Annotated in this window: 11 protein-coding genes and 1 other RNA gene; 4 read left to right on the top strand and 8 right to left on the bottom strand. The window is 63.0% G+C overall.

Translation table 11 applies throughout. The annotated features are described in order from the left end of the window. Nucleotides 1-6 precede the first annotated feature (6 nt). From AAGF34_RS18315 to trxA, 3 genes are all read right to left on the bottom strand, one after another. Nucleotides 7-264 carry a type B 50S ribosomal protein L31 gene (locus AAGF34_RS18315; RefSeq protein ID WP_138516054.1) on the bottom strand — a complete coding sequence of 86 codons (258 nt, stop codon included), beginning with the start codon at nt 262-264 and terminating at the stop codon, nt 7-9. Between the two features lie 183 nt (nt 265-447). Further along, nucleotides 448-1710 (bottom strand): transcription termination factor Rho, encoded by a 1263-nt coding sequence (gene rho / locus AAGF34_RS18320; protein WP_342617146.1) that lies wholly within the window; start codon nt 1708-1710, stop codon nt 448-450. Between the two features lie 218 nt (nt 1711-1928). After that, entirely contained in the window at nt 1929-2261 is a 333-nt protein-coding gene (trxA, locus tag AAGF34_RS18325) for a thioredoxin TrxA (RefSeq protein WP_342617147.1), read from the bottom strand. An 84-nt stretch (nt 2262-2345) separates the two neighbouring features. On the opposite strand from trxA, the gene AAGF34_RS18330 reads away from it, so the two are divergent. From AAGF34_RS18330 to AAGF34_RS18340, 3 genes are read left to right on the top strand one after another with little or no spacing between them, the layout of a single operon-like run. Continuing rightward, complete coding sequence (locus AAGF34_RS18330; RefSeq protein ID WP_342617148.1) at nt 2346-4955, top strand: PD-(D/E)XK nuclease family protein; 2610 nt, start codon at nt 2346-2348, stop codon at nt 4953-4955. A gap of 5 nt (nt 4956-4960) precedes the next feature. After that, nucleotides 4961-8263: a UvrD-helicase domain-containing protein gene (locus AAGF34_RS18335; RefSeq protein WP_342617149.1), complete on the top strand. Its 3303-nt coding sequence runs from the start codon at nt 4961-4963 to the stop codon at nt 8261-8263. Next, nucleotides 8260-9513 carry a TIGR03862 family flavoprotein gene (locus tag AAGF34_RS18340; protein WP_342617150.1) on the top strand — a complete coding sequence of 418 codons (1254 nt, stop codon included), beginning with the start codon at nt 8260-8262 and terminating at the stop codon, nt 9511-9513. The genes AAGF34_RS18335 and AAGF34_RS18340 overlap by 4 nt, the downstream gene beginning before the upstream one ends. On the opposite strand, the gene AAGF34_RS18345 is transcribed toward AAGF34_RS18340, so the two are convergent. The 5 genes from AAGF34_RS18345 to ffs form a co-directional block, all read right to left on the bottom strand. Next, a complete protein-coding gene (locus AAGF34_RS18345; protein WP_342617151.1) occupies nt 9510-11405 on the bottom strand; it encodes an ATP-binding protein in 1896 nt (631 codons plus the stop codon). The two genes, AAGF34_RS18340 and AAGF34_RS18345, sit on opposite strands and share 4 nt — an antisense overlap. Further along, nucleotides 11402-12229 (bottom strand): phosphate/phosphite/phosphonate ABC transporter substrate-binding protein, encoded by an 828-nt coding sequence (locus AAGF34_RS18350; protein WP_342617152.1) that lies wholly within the window; start codon nt 12227-12229, stop codon nt 11402-11404. The genes AAGF34_RS18345 and AAGF34_RS18350 overlap by 4 nt, the downstream gene beginning before the upstream one ends. Nucleotides 12230-12301: 72 nt before the next feature. Beyond that, entirely contained in the window at nt 12302-12895 is a 594-nt protein-coding gene (locus AAGF34_RS18355; RefSeq protein ID WP_342617154.1) for a flavin reductase family protein, read from the bottom strand. Nucleotides 12896-12906: 11 nt separating this feature from the next. Next, complete coding sequence (locus tag AAGF34_RS18360; RefSeq protein WP_342617155.1) at nt 12907-13134, bottom strand: hypothetical protein; 228 nt, start codon at nt 13132-13134, stop codon at nt 12907-12909. Nucleotides 13135-13246: 112 nt separating this feature from the next. Then, nucleotides 13247-13342, bottom strand: an RNA gene (ffs, locus tag AAGF34_RS18365) — signal recognition particle sRNA small type. 65 nt (nt 13343-13407) lie between these two features. On the opposite strand from ffs, the gene dnaX reads away from it, so the two are divergent. Then, a complete protein-coding gene (gene dnaX, locus AAGF34_RS18370) occupies nt 13408-15390 on the top strand; it encodes a DNA polymerase III subunit gamma/tau (protein ID WP_342617156.1) in 1983 nt (660 codons plus the stop codon). Nucleotides 15391-15400 lie beyond the last annotated feature (10 nt).

Genomic DNA, 15400 nt, shown 5'->3' on the forward strand with positions numbered 1-15400 from the left:
TACGGCTTACTTCGCTGCGGTCTTGCCGAAGCGGTTGCGGAACTTCTCAACGCGACCACCCATGTTGTCCACGGATTTCTGTGTGCCGGTGTAGAAGGGGTGCGATTCACTGGTGGTATCGAGCTTGAACAGAGGCAGCTTGCGGCCATCTTCCATGTCGATCATTTCCTTGGTGTTGGCGCAGGAACGGGTCACGAACTTGAATCCATTGGACATGTCCTGGAAACACACTTCGCGGTAGTTGGGGTGAATGCCTTCTTTCATATCTTCTCCATCAGTTGCGCTAGCCGCACCAGCCTATTCCGGTGTACTTGTCGCGTAAAGCCTCAAATTATAACCTAACTCGCCATTGCAATGAATGTTTCGCCGCCGGGCCGCCTCAAGGCGAAACGCGGCCCCCTCGGGGGGCAGGGAGCCACATGCAATGGGCGACTGTGGGGGTAACGCTCATCCGCCCCGACGCATCATGTCGAAGAACTCGTTGTTGGTCTTGGTGGCGCGCATCTGCTTGAGCACCATCTCCATGGCTTCCACTTCATCCATGTTGTAGAGGAACTGGCGCAGTATGCGGGTCTTTTGCAGGATTTCCGGCTGCAGCAGCAGTTCCTCGCGGCGGGTACCGCTGCGGTTGAGCTGGATGGAAGGGAACACGCGCTTTTCGTACAGGCGGCGGTCCAGGTGGATTTCGGAGTTGCCAGTGCCCTTGAATTCTTCAAAGATCACTTCGTCCATGCGGCTGCCAGTGTCCACCAGCGCCGTGGCGATGATGGTGAGCGAGCCGCCTTCTTCCACATTGCGGGCTGCGCCCAGGAAGCGCTTGGGGCGTTGCAGCGCGTTGGCGTCCACACCGCCGGTCAGCACTTTGCCGGAGGAGGGCACCACGTTGTTGTAGGCGCGGGCCAGACGGGTGATGGAGTCCAGCAGGATCACCACGTCCTTCTTGAGCTCGACCAAACGCTTGGCGCGCTCGATCACCATTTCGGCCACGTGCACGTGGCGGGCGGCGGGCTCGTCGAAGGTGGAGGCAATCACCTCGCCCTTGACGGTGCGCTGCATTTCGGTCACTTCTTCGGGGCGCTCGTCGATCAGCAGCACCATCAGATAGCTCTCGGGGTAGTTGGCCGAAATGGCGTGCGCAATGTGCTGCATCATCACCGTCTTGCCGCTCTTGGGCTGGGCCACGATCAGGGCGCGCTGGCCTTTGCCGATGGGGGCGATGATGTCGATCACGCGACCGGTGATGTTTTCCTCGCCCTTGATGTCCTGCTCCAGCTTCATCTGCACCTTGGGGAACAGCGGCGTCAGGTTTTCGAACATGACCTTGTGCTTGTTGCCTTCGGGCGCTCCGCCATTGACCTTGTCCAGCTTGTTCAGTGCAAAGTAGCGTTCGCCATCCTTAGGCGTACGCACTTCACCTTCGATCATGTCGCCGGTGTGCAGATTGAAGCGGCGTACCTGGCTGGGGCTGATGTAGATGTCGTCGGTGCTGGCGGTGTAGCTGGTGTCCGGGCTACGCAGAAAACCAAAACCGTCCGGCAGGATTTCCAGCACGCCATCGGCAATGATCTGCTCGCCGGTACGGGCGCGCTTCTTGATGATGGCGAACATCAGCTCCTGCTTGCGCATGCGGCCGGTGTTTTCGATCTCAAGCTCTTCAGCCTGTTTCAAGACTTCGGACACGTGCAGTGCCTTGAGTTCATTTAAGTGCATGGAATGGGTCCCGTTAGAGGGTTAACCGAAATGTCGGAAGAAAACCGGAATAAATCGAGTTTCAGGGGAATAAGGGGAGAGGCAAGGGGGGTGGCTAGGCCTCAGTGTTCTACGCCGTGTGGGCGCCTGTCCTTCAAAGGAATCAGTGAACGGGCCTGATTATGACAGGAAAAAACGGCCGTGCTGCTGTGGCACGGCCGTGGGAGCAAATGGTAGGATCAGGCCAGTTGCTGGTCGATGAATGCGGTCAGCTGCGCCTTGCTCATGGCGCCTACCTTGGTGGCGGCCAGTTGGCCGTCCTTGAACAGCATCAGGGTGGGGATGCCACGGATGCCGAACTTGGCGGGAATGTCGCGGTTTTCGTCCACATTCATCTTGGCAATCTGCAACTTGCCCGCATAGCTGGTGGACACCTCGTCCAGGATCGGGGCAATCATCTTGCAAGGGCCGCACCATTCAGCCCAGTAATCCACCAGCGTGGGTTGGGATGCTTGCAGAACGTCGGCTTCAAAAGTGGCGTCGGTAACGTGTTTGATCAGATCGCTGGCCATGGGCTTTCCTTTGGGAGTTTCAGATACAGCTAAAGTTGCGGCATTGTGACAGAAACCAAGCTCCCACCCCCCGCCCCCGCATCTATGAATGACATAGTGAAAATTGATGGTTCCGGCGAGCTGGCTGCCTTCTCTTATCCGGACGACCATCCCGTCATGGCGATGTGGATGCATGCCACCCAAGGATTTTTGTCCAGGTTGGCTGCGGCGTTGCAGGTGGCTTCTGTACACCCATCGCGCGCACTGGTTCTGCTGCCCTATGCGCAGTTGCGGCCATTGGCCGCACGTTTGTGGACGCGACGGTTCGGTGATGGCTTTGCGCCCCGCTTCGAGACCACTATGAACTGGAGCAGCGACGTAGGCGCCTTCAGTCCGGCGCCTACCGATATCCGCATGGATGCCACTTGGGACACCTTGAGCGCGCAATCCATGCTGGCCCAGGCCGGTCTGGCTGAGCAGCAGACTGCATTGGCCGGATTGCTGGTGCAGACGGCGCACCAATTGGCCCCACTGGCCGCGGCTTGCCCGCCCTCTGAGCGTCCGCAATGGGCCCGGCAGGCCCGCCAGTCGGTGGCCCTGGGCATGGCGTCCGGCGCCATGCAATGGGAGCTGGCGGTTGCAGGGATTGCGGTGGAGTGGGCGGCCTTGTCCAACTACCCCAGCGATCTGTTGTTTGAACGTGATCAATGTCCCGACGTGGACTGCCTGGTGATGGTGCAGGGCATTGCCAACGATCCGCTGGCCCTAGGACTGAAGCCGGTATGGGGTGAACGCCTGCTGGTCATGGCACTGCAGGATGCAGAAGCCGCACCCTCGCGTGAAGCAGGCATCGGTCTGCATGCCTGCCACGATGCCGAGGACGAGGCGCAGCGCTGTGCCGCACAAGCATTGGCACGCATTGCAGAGGGCGCATTTCCCCTGGCGCTGGTGTCTTCGGACCGGGCGTTGACACGCCGCGTGCGCGCCCTGCTGGATGCGTCCGGTGTGGCCATACGTGACGAGAACGGTTGGAAGCTCTCCACCAGCCACGCAGCCGCCGGCGTCATGACCTTGCTGCAGGCGTGCGCCTGGAACGTCAGCAGCGACCAGATGCTGAACTGGCTCAAACGGTGCGCGCTGGACTTTGCGCCAGCGCGCGACGCGTTGGAAGTGGCCTTGCGGCGCGACCAGGTGCGCGACTGGCGCCATGCGGCAAACAGCGATAGCGTGCGCCGCAGTGAGGACTTGGCCGCCACGCTGCAGGCCATTGAACTGGTGCGATCCGGCGCCAAAGGACTGCACACCCTGGCGCAGTGGCTGGGATGGTTGCGCTCCGCACTGACCAGTTGCGGCATGTGGCAGGTTCTGGAGACGGACGCTGCGGGTGCGCAGCTGGCGCAGACCCTGGGCCTGTTGGCGGGGCCGAGCGTGGACGCGTTGCTATCGGATTCGCTGTGGTCGCAGCAGCGCATGGATTTGAGCGCCTTCAGCCGCTGGGTCAATGAGTCGCTGGAGGCGCAAAGCTTCAAACCCGAATACCCCGAACGCGAGCAGGTGGTGATTCTGCCGATGAGCCAGATGCTGGGCCGTCCCTTTGCGGCCGTGTTGCTGGCAGGCTGCGATGAAGTGCGGCTGCTGGCAGCGCCCGAGCCGCCTGGCATCTGGACCGCGGCCCAGCGCGAAGCATTGGGCCTGCCGTCGCGTGACGCCTTGCAGGCCAACCAGCGTGCCGCCTGGCACAGCGCCTTGCAGACACCGGTGTGTGATGTGTTTTGGCGCAGCAGTGATGAAAGCGGCGAGGCCCTGTTGCCCAGCCCGTTGGTGCAATTGCTGCAGGAGTCCGGCGATGACGCCGCACCCGCTGCGGATCAGCGCGCGTCGCGTCCGGTAGATGCCCATCCCACGGCCATGCCGCAGCCCACGGGCGAACAGTTGCCGGTTTCGCACCTGACCCAGGGCGCCTACGACGACCTGCGCCACTGCCCCTACCGTTTCTTTGCCCTGCGTCAGCTGGGTTTGAAGTCGGTGGACGAACTGGAGCAGGAGGTCGACAAGCGGGACTTTGGCGTCTGGCTGCACGCGGTGCTGCAGCAGTTCCACACCACGCTGGCCATGCAAGCCAGCGCCAACCGTGCGCAGCGACAGGACATGTTGGAAGCAGCGGCACTGGAAGCTACCCGAAAGATGGGTCTGGACGAGGGCGAATTCCTGCCCTTTGCCGCGTCTTGGCCCGCCGTGCGCGAGGCCTACCTGGACTGGTTGCAACAGTACGAGACTACCGAGTCGGCCGTATTTGCCAGCGGTGAGACCGACTGCGCGCAGCAGATCGGGCCTTTGCAGATCCGTGGCCGCGTGGACCGTGTAGACCATCTGGCTGGTGGTGTGGTGATGGTGCTGGACTACAAGACCGAGAGCAGCGACAAGACGCGTGCCCGCATCAGCGACCCGCTGGAGGACACGCAAATGGCCTTCTATGCAGCGCTGCTGCCGCAGGACACCTTGCGTGGTGCCTACGTCAACATCTCTGAAAAGAAAACCGCCACCATGGAGCAAGCGGACATTGTGCAGGCGCGCGATGCGCTCATTGAGGGCATGCTGAGCGACATGCAGCGCATCGCCGAAGGCGCACCCTTGCCCGCGCTGGGGCAGGGCAAGGCCTGCGACTACTGTGACGCTCGTGGCCTGTGCCGCAAAGACTTCTGGGGTAGTACATGAGCGGCATGCCCGATACCGCCGCGTTCGAGTGGAATGGCGCGACCGTGGCGCGTGAGCGCTTCTACCGGATCGCCTGTGATCCGCGTCGCAGTGTGGCGGTGGAAGCCTGCGCTGGCGCCGGCAAGACTTGGATGCTGGTTTCGCGCATGGTGCGGGCCCTTCTGCTAGGCGCGGCACCGCAGGATATTCTGGCCATCACATTCACCAAGAAGGCCGCAGGTGAAATGCGCCAGCGCCTGCAGGAATGGCTGCACCAGTTCTCCAGCGCAACTGACGCGCAGTTGCAAAGCGAACTGCGTATGCGCGGCTTTGCCCAGCCGGCCACGGCGGAGCAGCTGCACACGCTGCGCGGGCTGCACACCGCTTTGCTGCACGGTGGCAGGCCGGTGCAGATCCGCACCTTCCACAGCTGGTTTGCCGCACTCTTGCGCACCGCACCCCTGGGCGTTCTGCACAGCCTGGGCCTGCCCTCGGCCTATCAGCTGCTGGAGGATGACAAGCAGGCCACAGCATTGGTTTGGCGGCGCTTTCAGACCCGAATCGCCAAAGAGGAAGCGGCGCGAACGGACTATGCCCAGGCAGTGCAAACCTACGGCCGCTTCAATGCACACAAGGCGCTGGAGTCTGCGCTTTCCAAGCGCACCGAATTTGCGCTGGCCGACGCCCAGGGTGTGGTGGAGCAATCGGTGGATCCTTTTGCCCGGCAGTTCCCGGACTTTGCCGCCCATGCCACGCCCGATGCGGCCCTGCGCAGCGACGAGATCCGTGCGCTGCTGCAGCGAGTGGCCAGCATCCTTGGTGCCCAAAAAGGCGCTAAGTGCCAGCAGGCCGCCAGCGCACTGGAGCGCGCCCTGACCGAAGGCCGCGATGCGGACATTGCAGATGCCTTGCTGACCCAAAAGGGAGAGCCGCGCAAGCTGGGCGACAAGTTTGCACAGGCCGAAGTGGTGCAGCAGGCGCAGGACTTTTTGCTGCGGCTGAACCAGGCCCGCCTGCAGCACGCCGCCTGGCTGCACCAGCAGCGCATGGCGCGTCTGAGCCGCATCCTGCTGGACGAATATGCGCAGCTCAAGCGCGAGCACGGCTGGATCGATATGGGCGACCTGGAGCGTGCGGCACTGGTGCTGTTGCGGGACGAAGAGCTCAGCGGCTGGGTGCAGGAGCGGCTGGATGCGCGGGTGCGGCATCTGCTGATCGACGAGTTCCAGGACACCAACCCGTTGCAGTGGCAGGCGCTGCACGCGTGGCTGTCGGGCTACGCCGGTGCCGGCAACGCACCGTCGGTGTTCATCGTGGGCGACCCCAAGCAAAGCATTTACCGCTTTCGCCGCGCCGAACCCCAGGTGTTCCGTGCCGCCAAGGCTTTTGTCCAGGAGGGGCTTGGCGGTGACCTGCTGAGCTGTGACCACACACGGCGCAATGCGCAGGCCGTGATTGCCACGGTCAATGCTGTCATGGCCGAGGCCCAGGAGCGGCAGGAGTTTGAAGGCTTTCGCCAGCACACCAGTGAATCTTTGGATGCTGGGCAGGTGCTGCAACTGCCCGCCATTGAGCCGATGGAGTCGCGTGACACTGAGGCGCGGCAGGCGTGGCGTGATTCGCTCACGCAACCGCGCTTTGAGGAAGAGGAAAGCCGCAAGGTGCTGGAATGCCGCCAGGCCGCGCTGTGGCTGCAATCGCGCATGCAGGCCTCGGGCGGTACCTTGGCACCCAAGGACGTGATGGTGCTGGCGCGCAAGCGTGAACGCCTGGGCCTGATGCAAGCTGAGCTGGCAGCACTGGGCATACCGGCCCAGCAACCCGAGAAGAGCGACTTGATCGACTTTGCCGAGGTGCAGGACGTGGTGGCTTTGCTGGATGCGCTGGTGTCGCCACAGCATGACCTGTCCCTGGCGCGGGCGCTGAAATCGCCTTTGTTTTGTGTGAGCGATGCGGACCTGGTGCAACTGGCGTTGCAGCGCAAGACCATGCAAGTGGCAACGCCCAAGGGCAGCACCACCAGCTGGATGCAGGTGCTGCAATCCGGCGCCAGCCTGCCGCAGATTCTGCAGACTTCCGCGCGGCAACTCGCCCTGTGGAAAACCTGGGTAGACAGCATGCCGCCGCATGATGCGCTGAGTGCCATCTACCAAAGCGGTGATGTGCTGGCCCGCTTTGCGGCAGCCGCGCCAGCCAACCAGCGCGATGGCGTGGTGGCCAACCTGCAAGCCGTGCTGCATGCGGCGCTGGCGGTGGACGGTGGACGCTACATCACGGCCTACCGCCTGGTACGCGCCCTGCGCGCGGGCGGCAACAAGGCGCCGGTGCGCTCCGACAGCGGCGCCATGCGCTTGCTGACCATCCACGGCGCCAAGGGTCTGGAGGCGCCACTGGTGCTGTTGCTGGACACCGATGCTCGCGAGGCGCGCGCCGAGACCATGGGCGCCCTGGTGGACTGGCCCGGTGAAGCTGCGTTTCCGCGCCGCTTCATCTTTCTGGCCAGCGAATCCAATCCACCTGCTTGCGTGGTGGATGCACTGCACATGGAGCAGGCCGAGCGCAGCCGCGAGGAGCTCAATGCGCTCTACGTGGCATTGACCCGCACCCAACAGACGCTGGTGATTTCCAGCGTGGTGCCACGCAGTGCCAATCCCGCAAGCTGGTGGGCACAGTTGGTACCTCACGCGCAATCGGTGGACGTGGAGCCAGCGGAGTCCGGCCTTTCTACAGAATCAACGGGAACAGATCAGGTCGCAGTGGGCTTTGTCATGCCGACCTTGCCGGAGCTGCCAACAGCGCTGCGCTGGGGGGAGAACGCGGGGGGTAGTGCCAGACCCCAGCCCGAGGCCGACAGCGTGGAATCCCGCGTCGGCCAGGCCATGCACCGCCTGCTGGAACTGCTGCCGGTGCGCGCTGGCGGCTATGGCAGGGCAGAGACGCCTTGGCCGGAATCCCGCACGGTCCACACGGCCCAAGCCTTCGCTCTGGATGCGCAGCACATGACGCTTGCCGTGGACATGGCCCGGCGCATTGCCACGGGCGATGCGGCCTGGGCCTGGGATGCGGAGCAGCTGTCATTCCATGCCAACGAAGTTCCATTGAGTCGCGGCGGACGCCTGCTGCGCATAGACCGGCTGGTGCAATTGCGTTCCAGCGGCGAATGGTGGGTGTTGGACTACAAATCCAGCGCGGCGCCCCAAAACGATGCCGCATTGTGTGATCAACTCCTGGGGTACCGCGCATCCATTGCGCAGACCTACGGCGCCGCTACCGTGCGTGCCGCCTTTTTGACGCCCCAGGGCGCACTGATTGAACTGAATACACCATGAAACTATCCATTCCCGTGGCCATCGTCGGGGGCGGCCCCGCCGGCCTGATGGCCGCACACCGCCTGGCCGAGGCCGGCGTTGCCGTTCATCTGTTTGATGCCATGCCCTCGATCGGACGCAAATTCCTGCTAGCCGGCAAGGGCGGGCTGAACCTCACCCATTCCGAGAGCGCCGACACCTTTGCCGGCCGTTACGGCGAGCGGCGCGATGCGATCGAGCGTCTGCTCAAGGACTTCGACTCCAGCGCCTTGCGCACCTGGGTGCAGGAGCTGGGCATTGATACCTTTGTCGGCACGTCCGGGCGGGTCTTCCCCAAGGACATGAAAGCGGCACCGCTGTTGCGCGCCTGGCTGCAGCGTCTGCGCCATCCGCCTGGCGGCGTGGGTGTGCAGTTCCACATGCGCCACCGCTGGCTGGGCTGGGGTGAAGACCGTGCCCTGCAATTTGAAACGCCAACGGGCACGGTGGAAGTACAGGCCCAGGCCGTGGTGCTGGCGCTGGGTGGTGGCAGCTGGGCGCGTCTCGGGTCCAACGGCGCCTGGGTGCCCTTGCTGGTGCAGCAGGGCGTCTCGGTGGCGCCCTTGCTGCCGTCCAATTGCGGATTCGACGTAAAAGGCGGCTGGAGCGAGCATTTCTCCACACGCTTTGCCGGGCAGCCGTTCAAATCGGTAGCCATCACGCTGACAGGGCCGCAGGGCGCGCAGTGGCGGCGCAAGGGTGAGTTTGTGGCAACCGCCCACGGGGTGGAAGGCAGCCTGGTGTACGCGGCATCGGCACCGCTGCGCGATGAGATCATTCGCAACGGCAGCGCAACCTTCACGCTCGATCTGCTGCCCGACGTGTCTGCCGAAAAAGTGGCGCAGGAGGTAGCCCATCCGCGTGGATCGCGTTCACTCTCCAGCCATCTCAAAAGCCGCCTGAATCTGGACGGCATCAAGTCGGCCATCCTGCATGAATTGCTGGGTAAGGCTGCGTTCAACGATCCGGCGCAACTGGCTGCTGCCATCAAGGCACTTCCCATCACGCTGCAGGCGGCCCGGCCGATTGATGAAGCCATCAGCAGTGCCGGTGGCGTGCTGTTCGAGGTGCTGACCCCGGGGCTGATGCTGGAGCAACTGCCCGGCGTGTTCTGCGCCGGTGAAATGCTGGATTGGGAAGCGCCCACGGGCGGCTATCTGCTGCAGGCGTGTTTTGCCACCGGCCATGCGGCGGGGTTGGGTGCGCTGGACTGGTTGCGCCGCGGCGCCTAGGGTTGGGGCTGGTAGCCGGCGAGCAGTTGGCGCAGCTCGTCGGCCTTGAAGGGCTTGGAGAGAAAGCCGTCCATGCCGGCCTCTTCACAAGCCAGACGGTCGCTGGGCAGTGCATTGGCTGTCATAGCGATGATGGGTAGACGCTTGCCGGACTGCGCCGCCTCATAGGCGCGGATGGCGCGGGTGCATTCCAGTCCGTCCATGACCGGCATCTGCATGTCCATGAGTGCCACGTCAAAGCGGTCTTGCATGGCGAAATGCAAGCCCTCTTCACCGTTCTGTGCCAGTGTCACCCGATGGCCCGCACGCTCCATCAGGCTGATGGCCAGTTTCTGGTTGATGGGGTGGTCCTCCACCAGCAAGACCTTCAGACTCTGTGGTACTCCGTTTTCGGGCAGCAGGGGCGTGGCGACCTTGCCTGCGGAGAGCGGCAGCGCAGTTTCCAAGGGCCTGCCAATGGCCAGGGGCAAGCTGAATTCGAAGGTACTGCCCTGACCCGGAATGGACTCTACGCGGATATCGCCACCCATCAACCGCACCAGGGTAGCGGAGATGGTGAGTCCCAGACCGGTGCCGCCGTAAGTGCGCGTGGTGGAGCTGTCGGCCTGGGTAAAGGCTTCGAACACGCGCTCTTGCTTGTCCAGTGGAATGCCAATGCCGGTGTCCTTGACCCAGAAGCGGAAGTTGCGCTCCGCGTTGCGTGGGCCTTCCCAACCGACAGTCACCTGACCCTGCGCGGTGAATTTGATGGCATTGCCCACCAGGTTGGTGAGCACCTGGCGCAAACGGTTGGGGTCCCCCACCAGGTAGGTATTCAAGGGGCCAGAGCTCAGGGTCTCCAGTTTCAGGCCCTTGGTCTGGGCGCGCACACGCAGTGGCGCCAGGCAATGGCGCATGACCTGTTCGAGGTCGAATTCCAGCGTTTCGAGTTCGATTTTGCCGGCTTCGATCTTGGAGAAGTCGAGTACCTCGTTGATGATGTTGAGCAGCGCTGCGGCAGACGATTTGACCACCAGCAGATGCTCGCGCTGCTCCTCGGTCAACGGCGTGTCCAGTGTCAGATCGGTCATGCCGATGATGCCGTTCATGGGTGTGCGAATTTCATGGCTCATGGTGGCCAGGAATTCGCTCTTGGCCCGGTTGGACTCCTCGGCCTGGGCCTTGGCCATTTCCAGATCCAGCACCCGCTGCTTGATGGTGCGCGACATGGTGTTGAAGGCGGTCCCCAGCTGCCCCAGCTCATCGTCTCCTTCAAACACCGGTGCCGGATTGAGGTTGCCCTGGGTGACTTCTCTGCTCGCACGGGTGAGGTCGACCAGGTGACGGGTCAGCCAAATGCCCAGCAGCATCAGCAGCACAGCGGAGAGCACGAGTTCGCCTATCGCGATCAATGAGCCCTGTGCCAGCAGAGCCTTGCGTGCGGCCAGGATGTGTGAAAGGTCCATGCCCAGATACAGCGTGCCCAGTGGTTGGCCAAACATCAGGATGGGGGTTTGCACCTGGTGCATGGGCGTGGCTGATTGCAGCGAGATTTCAAACCCCTGGTCTGGCTTGGGCAGCGCCTTGTCCGCGGGCCAGCCGCTGGACGCCACCCGGTTGCCCTGGTTGTCCACCACGATCAGGTACTGCACGCCCTTCTTGCTCAGGCTCTCGTCCAGCACCGATTGCACGGTGGCGTAGTCACGCTGGGCCAAGGGCGCAACCGTTGCCGCGGACAGCACGGGAATGATTTGCTGGGCTTGCCGCTCCACCTGTTCAATCAGGTAGTCGTTCATCAGGCGCAGGCTGTTGGTCACCAGCAGCGTCAGCATGAAAGCCTCCACCACCACGGCGGCCAGCAGAAAGCGGGCCCGTACCGAGCGCAGCGGCATGTGAAAGCGGCTCAGCTTCATTGCAGCGAGGCGCGTACTTCCTTGGCGTAGGGCTCCATTTGCTCCAGCTCCTTGGGTTTGAGCTTGCGGTAGCCTTCCAGCTTGTATTTCTCAAAATAGGCCTTGCCCTCGGGGCTGGCGGCAAAGGTCGTCAGAGCGGCGTCGATCTGTTCCTTGCGTGCAGACTGTCGTTTGTTGAGCATGTAGACGCGGCCCGCCATCGGGTCGCTGATGACCAGAAAGCGCATTTGCGCCTGCAGGTCGCGGCTCAGGCTCTGGTAGTTGGCCAGTGATGTAAAGCCTGCTGCTGCCTCGCCGGAGAGCACCAGTCGCGCAACGCTGTCGGAGGCGCTCACGTACTTGAGGGTTTCGCTGTTGCCGTTCTGCTTCAGCCAGTGCTGTCCCCAGAGCGTGACCAGGGATGTGGGCGACAGGCCCAGGACCGGTTTGCCCAGCAGGTCTTTTGCCGTCTTGGCCTTGCTGCTGCCCGCTACCAGTGCCACTGCGCGGAAATCGGCGCTGTAAGTGAGCAGCGGGATGTAGTCCGCATCGGTCTGCGCAAGCCGGGCCTGGTGTCCGGTAGTGACCACCAGATCGTAGTCTTGATGCAACATGCGTTTGGCAAATTCAGTGAAGTCCGGCGCGGTGACCACCTCTACCGGGGTGCCCAGTGCTTTTTCCAGATGGGCGCGCAGTGGCTGGTACATCTCCAGAATCACGCGGGCACTGGTATGTGGCGCAATGCCCAGGTGGAATACGCCTGCGGTTTGCGCTGATGCGCTCAAGGCTGCCAGCGAAAAGGCGGCTCCCAGAAACAATCGGCGGGTGACGAACGGCGTGCGCATAAATTAAACCTGTATGTTGTATGGCCCATTATCCCGCGCGCTGTCGATAGCCAGCCGGTTGTGTGTCAACGGCTACAGCGATTCCGGCGCATCAATCTTCAGTGAAGCACCTGTGACGTAGAACTGGCCTCCTGCGACATAGTGCAAGGTGCGCAGTGCATCAGGTTGGTCGTCAAAATTCCAGTGCCCATCCTGGAACACGCGACTGTCAGCAAAAGCATGCGTGACCTCGCCGATGAACAGGTCATAGGTCGTCTGGTTGTGCGGCTCCGGCACCACTTTGCAGACCAGCCAACCCACACAGCCTTGCACCAGCGGCGCATCAACTTCGGGCACAGAGAAAAGCTGTGCATCATGGCGCTGCAATTTGTCGGGAAATTCCAGCGCGCTCTCAGACCCCAGGGCGAGTGTGAGCGCGGCAATGGACTGGCAGGGCAGGTTCAGGACAAACTGGCCGCTGGCTTCCACCAGTGCACGGGTGCGCGTAGCCTTGTCGATCACCACGGTGACCTTGGGCGGGCTGAAGTCCAGTGGGCAGGACCAGGCGGCGGCCATGATGTTGACGCTGCCCGCGTGGGCGCTCGAGACCAGCACGGTCGGGCCGTGGTTCAGCAGGCGATAGGCCTTTTCAAGGGGGACGGATGCAAAGAATGCGGGAACGGGCATGGGCAATACAGTCAAAGTCGTTGAAGTGCTTCGCGAATGCGCGCAATGGTGTCGGTCATGGACGCCTTGCTGGAGACTTCCAGACCCAGTTTGCGGGCGATGTCGTTGACGCGCGCCGGATTGAGTGGAACGCCACCGGCATCAATGGCGGCTATCAGGTCACGGGCACGCTGCTCGGGGCTGGGTTCCCGGGCGGAAAACCGCGTTTTCAGCCAGGCTAGCGTCCTTAGCGAAACCATGGCTATTGCACAGGGTGGATGAACGGCGCCCGGTCCGGCAAGGACTTGTCAGCGCCATCGTTCTTGGGCAGGTGTTTGATCAATCTGTCCAAAGTGTTCATCCCAAAATGAGGTTGACGAGCCCTTACCCGGCACTGGCTCCACAGTTAGGGCTGCTTGGTTCCCCACCTGACCCGGTTGGCCGCTTCACCATGCGGGAGGGCCCGTCAACCGAGATTGTAGTCGAGCGCCGTTGTGAAAACCGGCACGCAACCCAGCCCGTAGAATCGCGGCATGTCTTATCTCGTGCTCGCCCGCAAGTACCGTCCCCGCAATTTCACCGAAATGGTGGGCCAGGACCATGTGGTGCAGGCATTGACCAACGCGCTGACGACGCAGCGCCTGCACCATGCCTACCTGTTCACCGGCACCCGCGGCGTGGGCAAGACTACGGTGTCACGTATCCTGGCCAAATCGCTCAATTGCCAGGGCCCGGACGGGCAGGGCGGCATTACCGCTACCCCTTGTGGCGTGTGCCAGGCGTGCACCGACATCGACAGTGGTCGGTTTGTTGATTACACAGAGCTCGATGCCGCCTCCAACCGCGGCGTGGATGAAGTCCAGGCCCTGCTGGAGCAGGCTGTTTACAAGCCGGTGCAGGGGCGCTTCAAGGTCTTCATGATCGACGAGGTGCACATGCTCACCAACACGGCTTTCAATGCCATGTTGAAGACGCTGGAAGAGCCGCCCGAATACCTGAAATTTGTGCTGGCCACCACCGATCCGCAGAAGGTGCCGGTCACGGTGCTGTCGCGCTGCCTGCAGTTCAATCTGCGGCCGATGGCACCCGAGACCGTGCGCGAGCATCTGCAGCAGGTGCTGCAGCTCGAAAATGTGGAAGCGGAGCCGCAGGCCTTGCGCCTGCTGGCGCGCGCCGCGCGTGGCTCCATGCGCGATGCGCTGAGCCTGACCGACCAGGCCATTGCCTTTGGTTCCGGGCAACTGCAAGAGGCCACGGTGCGCCAGATGCTGGGCAGCGTGGACCGCGGCTATGTGTTCCGGCTGATTGAAGCCTTGGCTGCTGGCGACGGCAAGACCGTGGTGGAAACTTCGGAGACCTTGCGTCTCAATGGTCTGAGTGCTGCGTCCACGCTGGAAGAAATGTCCACTGTCCTGCAGCGCATGGCCGTGCTGCAGGCTGCAGGCCCCACGGATGCGGACGAGTCTGACCCGGAAGCGGCCGATCTGGCCCGCCTTGCCGATCTGCTGCCCGCGGACGAAACCCAGTTGCTCTACAGCATCTGTCTGCATGGCCGTGCGGATCTGGGGCTGGCCCCGGACGAGTACGCGGCGCTCACCATGGTGCTGCTGCGTCTGCTGGCCTTCAAGCCATCGGCTGAAAAAAAAACTCTAGCGAAAGCTGAACCCCGCGCCGCAGCTGCGCCCGCAGCGGCGGCTGCTCCGCAACGCGTGGCCGTAGCGGCGCCAGTGGCGGAAGTCCCCCAACGCACAACTGCTTCGCCACCAGCGACAGCGCCTTCGGCACAACCGGCCCCGCGCGCGGTGCAGCCATGGGAGGATGCACCTGCGCCTGAGCCCGTTGTTGCAAAACCAGTAGCTCCGGCACCGGTTGCCGTACCGGTACAGCCTCGGGAGCCCATACCCGGCCCGCAGCCGGTGGAGCCCCACGACGGCTTGCCCGCAGGGCAACGTCTGGCTGTGATGGACAGCGACCCGCGCAGCGATGCCGAGGCCGAAGACGATTCTTTGCAAACCAGTGATTTGCGGTTGCCGGCTACACCTGCCAAGGTGCTGGCCGTGCCGGTGGTGCGCCAGCAGGCCGAATCGCGCGTCGATCTGGGCGTGAGCCCGGCGGCACCCGTGCTGATACCCACGGAAGAGGGCGACTTCTGGCACGCCACGGTGCAGCAGCTGATTGCGGCGGAGGCCATCAACGCCTTGGTGCGTGAGCTGGCCTTGCAGTCACAGCTGGTGGCGCGGGATACCGACCAGTGGCTGCTGCGCGTGGAGCGCGAAACGCTCAACCAGCCCGGTTCGCGTGACCGCCTGACCACGGCACTGCGCGGCGCCGGTTTTGATGTGCGGCTGGCGGTGGAGATCGGCCGCATCACCGATTGCCCGGCCCGTCGCAATGCGGCGGCGTCCGAGGAAAAGCAGCGCGCTGCCGAAAAGATAATTCTGGACGACCCGTTTGTGCAGACGATGATGCGGGACTTTGGCGCGAAAATCGTGCCCGGCTCCATCAAGCCCTTGTAATTTTTAAACC

This window comes from Rhodoferax sp. GW822-FHT02A01 (assembly GCF_038784515.1).
Lineage (GTDB): Bacteria > Pseudomonadota > Gammaproteobacteria > Burkholderiales > Burkholderiaceae_C > Allorhodoferax.

Coding starts and splice junctions, on each gene's coding strand:
- dnaX (WP_342617156.1), top strand. CDS start 13,408: ATGTCTTATCTCGTGCTCGCCCGCAAGTACCGTCCCCGCAATTTCACC.
- AAGF34_RS18360 (WP_342617155.1), bottom strand. CDS start 13,134: ATGGTTTCGCTAAGGACGCTAGCCTGGCTGAAAACGCGGTTTTCCGCC.
- trxA (WP_342617147.1), bottom strand. CDS start 2,261: ATGGCCAGCGATCTGATCAAACACGTTACCGACGCCACTTTTGAAGCC.
- AAGF34_RS18345 (WP_342617151.1), bottom strand. CDS start 11,405: ATGAAGCTGAGCCGCTTTCACATGCCGCTGCGCTCGGTACGGGCCCGC.
- AAGF34_RS18335 (WP_342617149.1), top strand. CDS start 4,961: ATGCCCGATACCGCCGCGTTCGAGTGGAATGGCGCGACCGTGGCGCGT.
- AAGF34_RS18330 (WP_342617148.1), top strand. CDS start 2,346: ATGAATGACATAGTGAAAATTGATGGTTCCGGCGAGCTGGCTGCCTTC.
- AAGF34_RS18350 (WP_342617152.1), bottom strand. CDS start 12,229: ATGCGCACGCCGTTCGTCACCCGCCGATTGTTTCTGGGAGCCGCCTTT.
- AAGF34_RS18340 (WP_342617150.1), top strand. CDS start 8,260: ATGAAACTATCCATTCCCGTGGCCATCGTCGGGGGCGGCCCCGCCGGC.
- rho (WP_342617146.1), bottom strand. CDS start 1,710: ATGCACTTAAATGAACTCAAGGCACTGCACGTGTCCGAAGTCTTGAAA.
- AAGF34_RS18315 (WP_138516054.1), bottom strand. CDS start 264: ATGAAAGAAGGCATTCACCCCAACTACCGCGAAGTGTGTTTCCAGGAC.
- AAGF34_RS18355 (WP_342617154.1), bottom strand. CDS start 12,895: ATGCCCGTTCCCGCATTCTTTGCATCCGTCCCCCTTGAAAAGGCCTAT.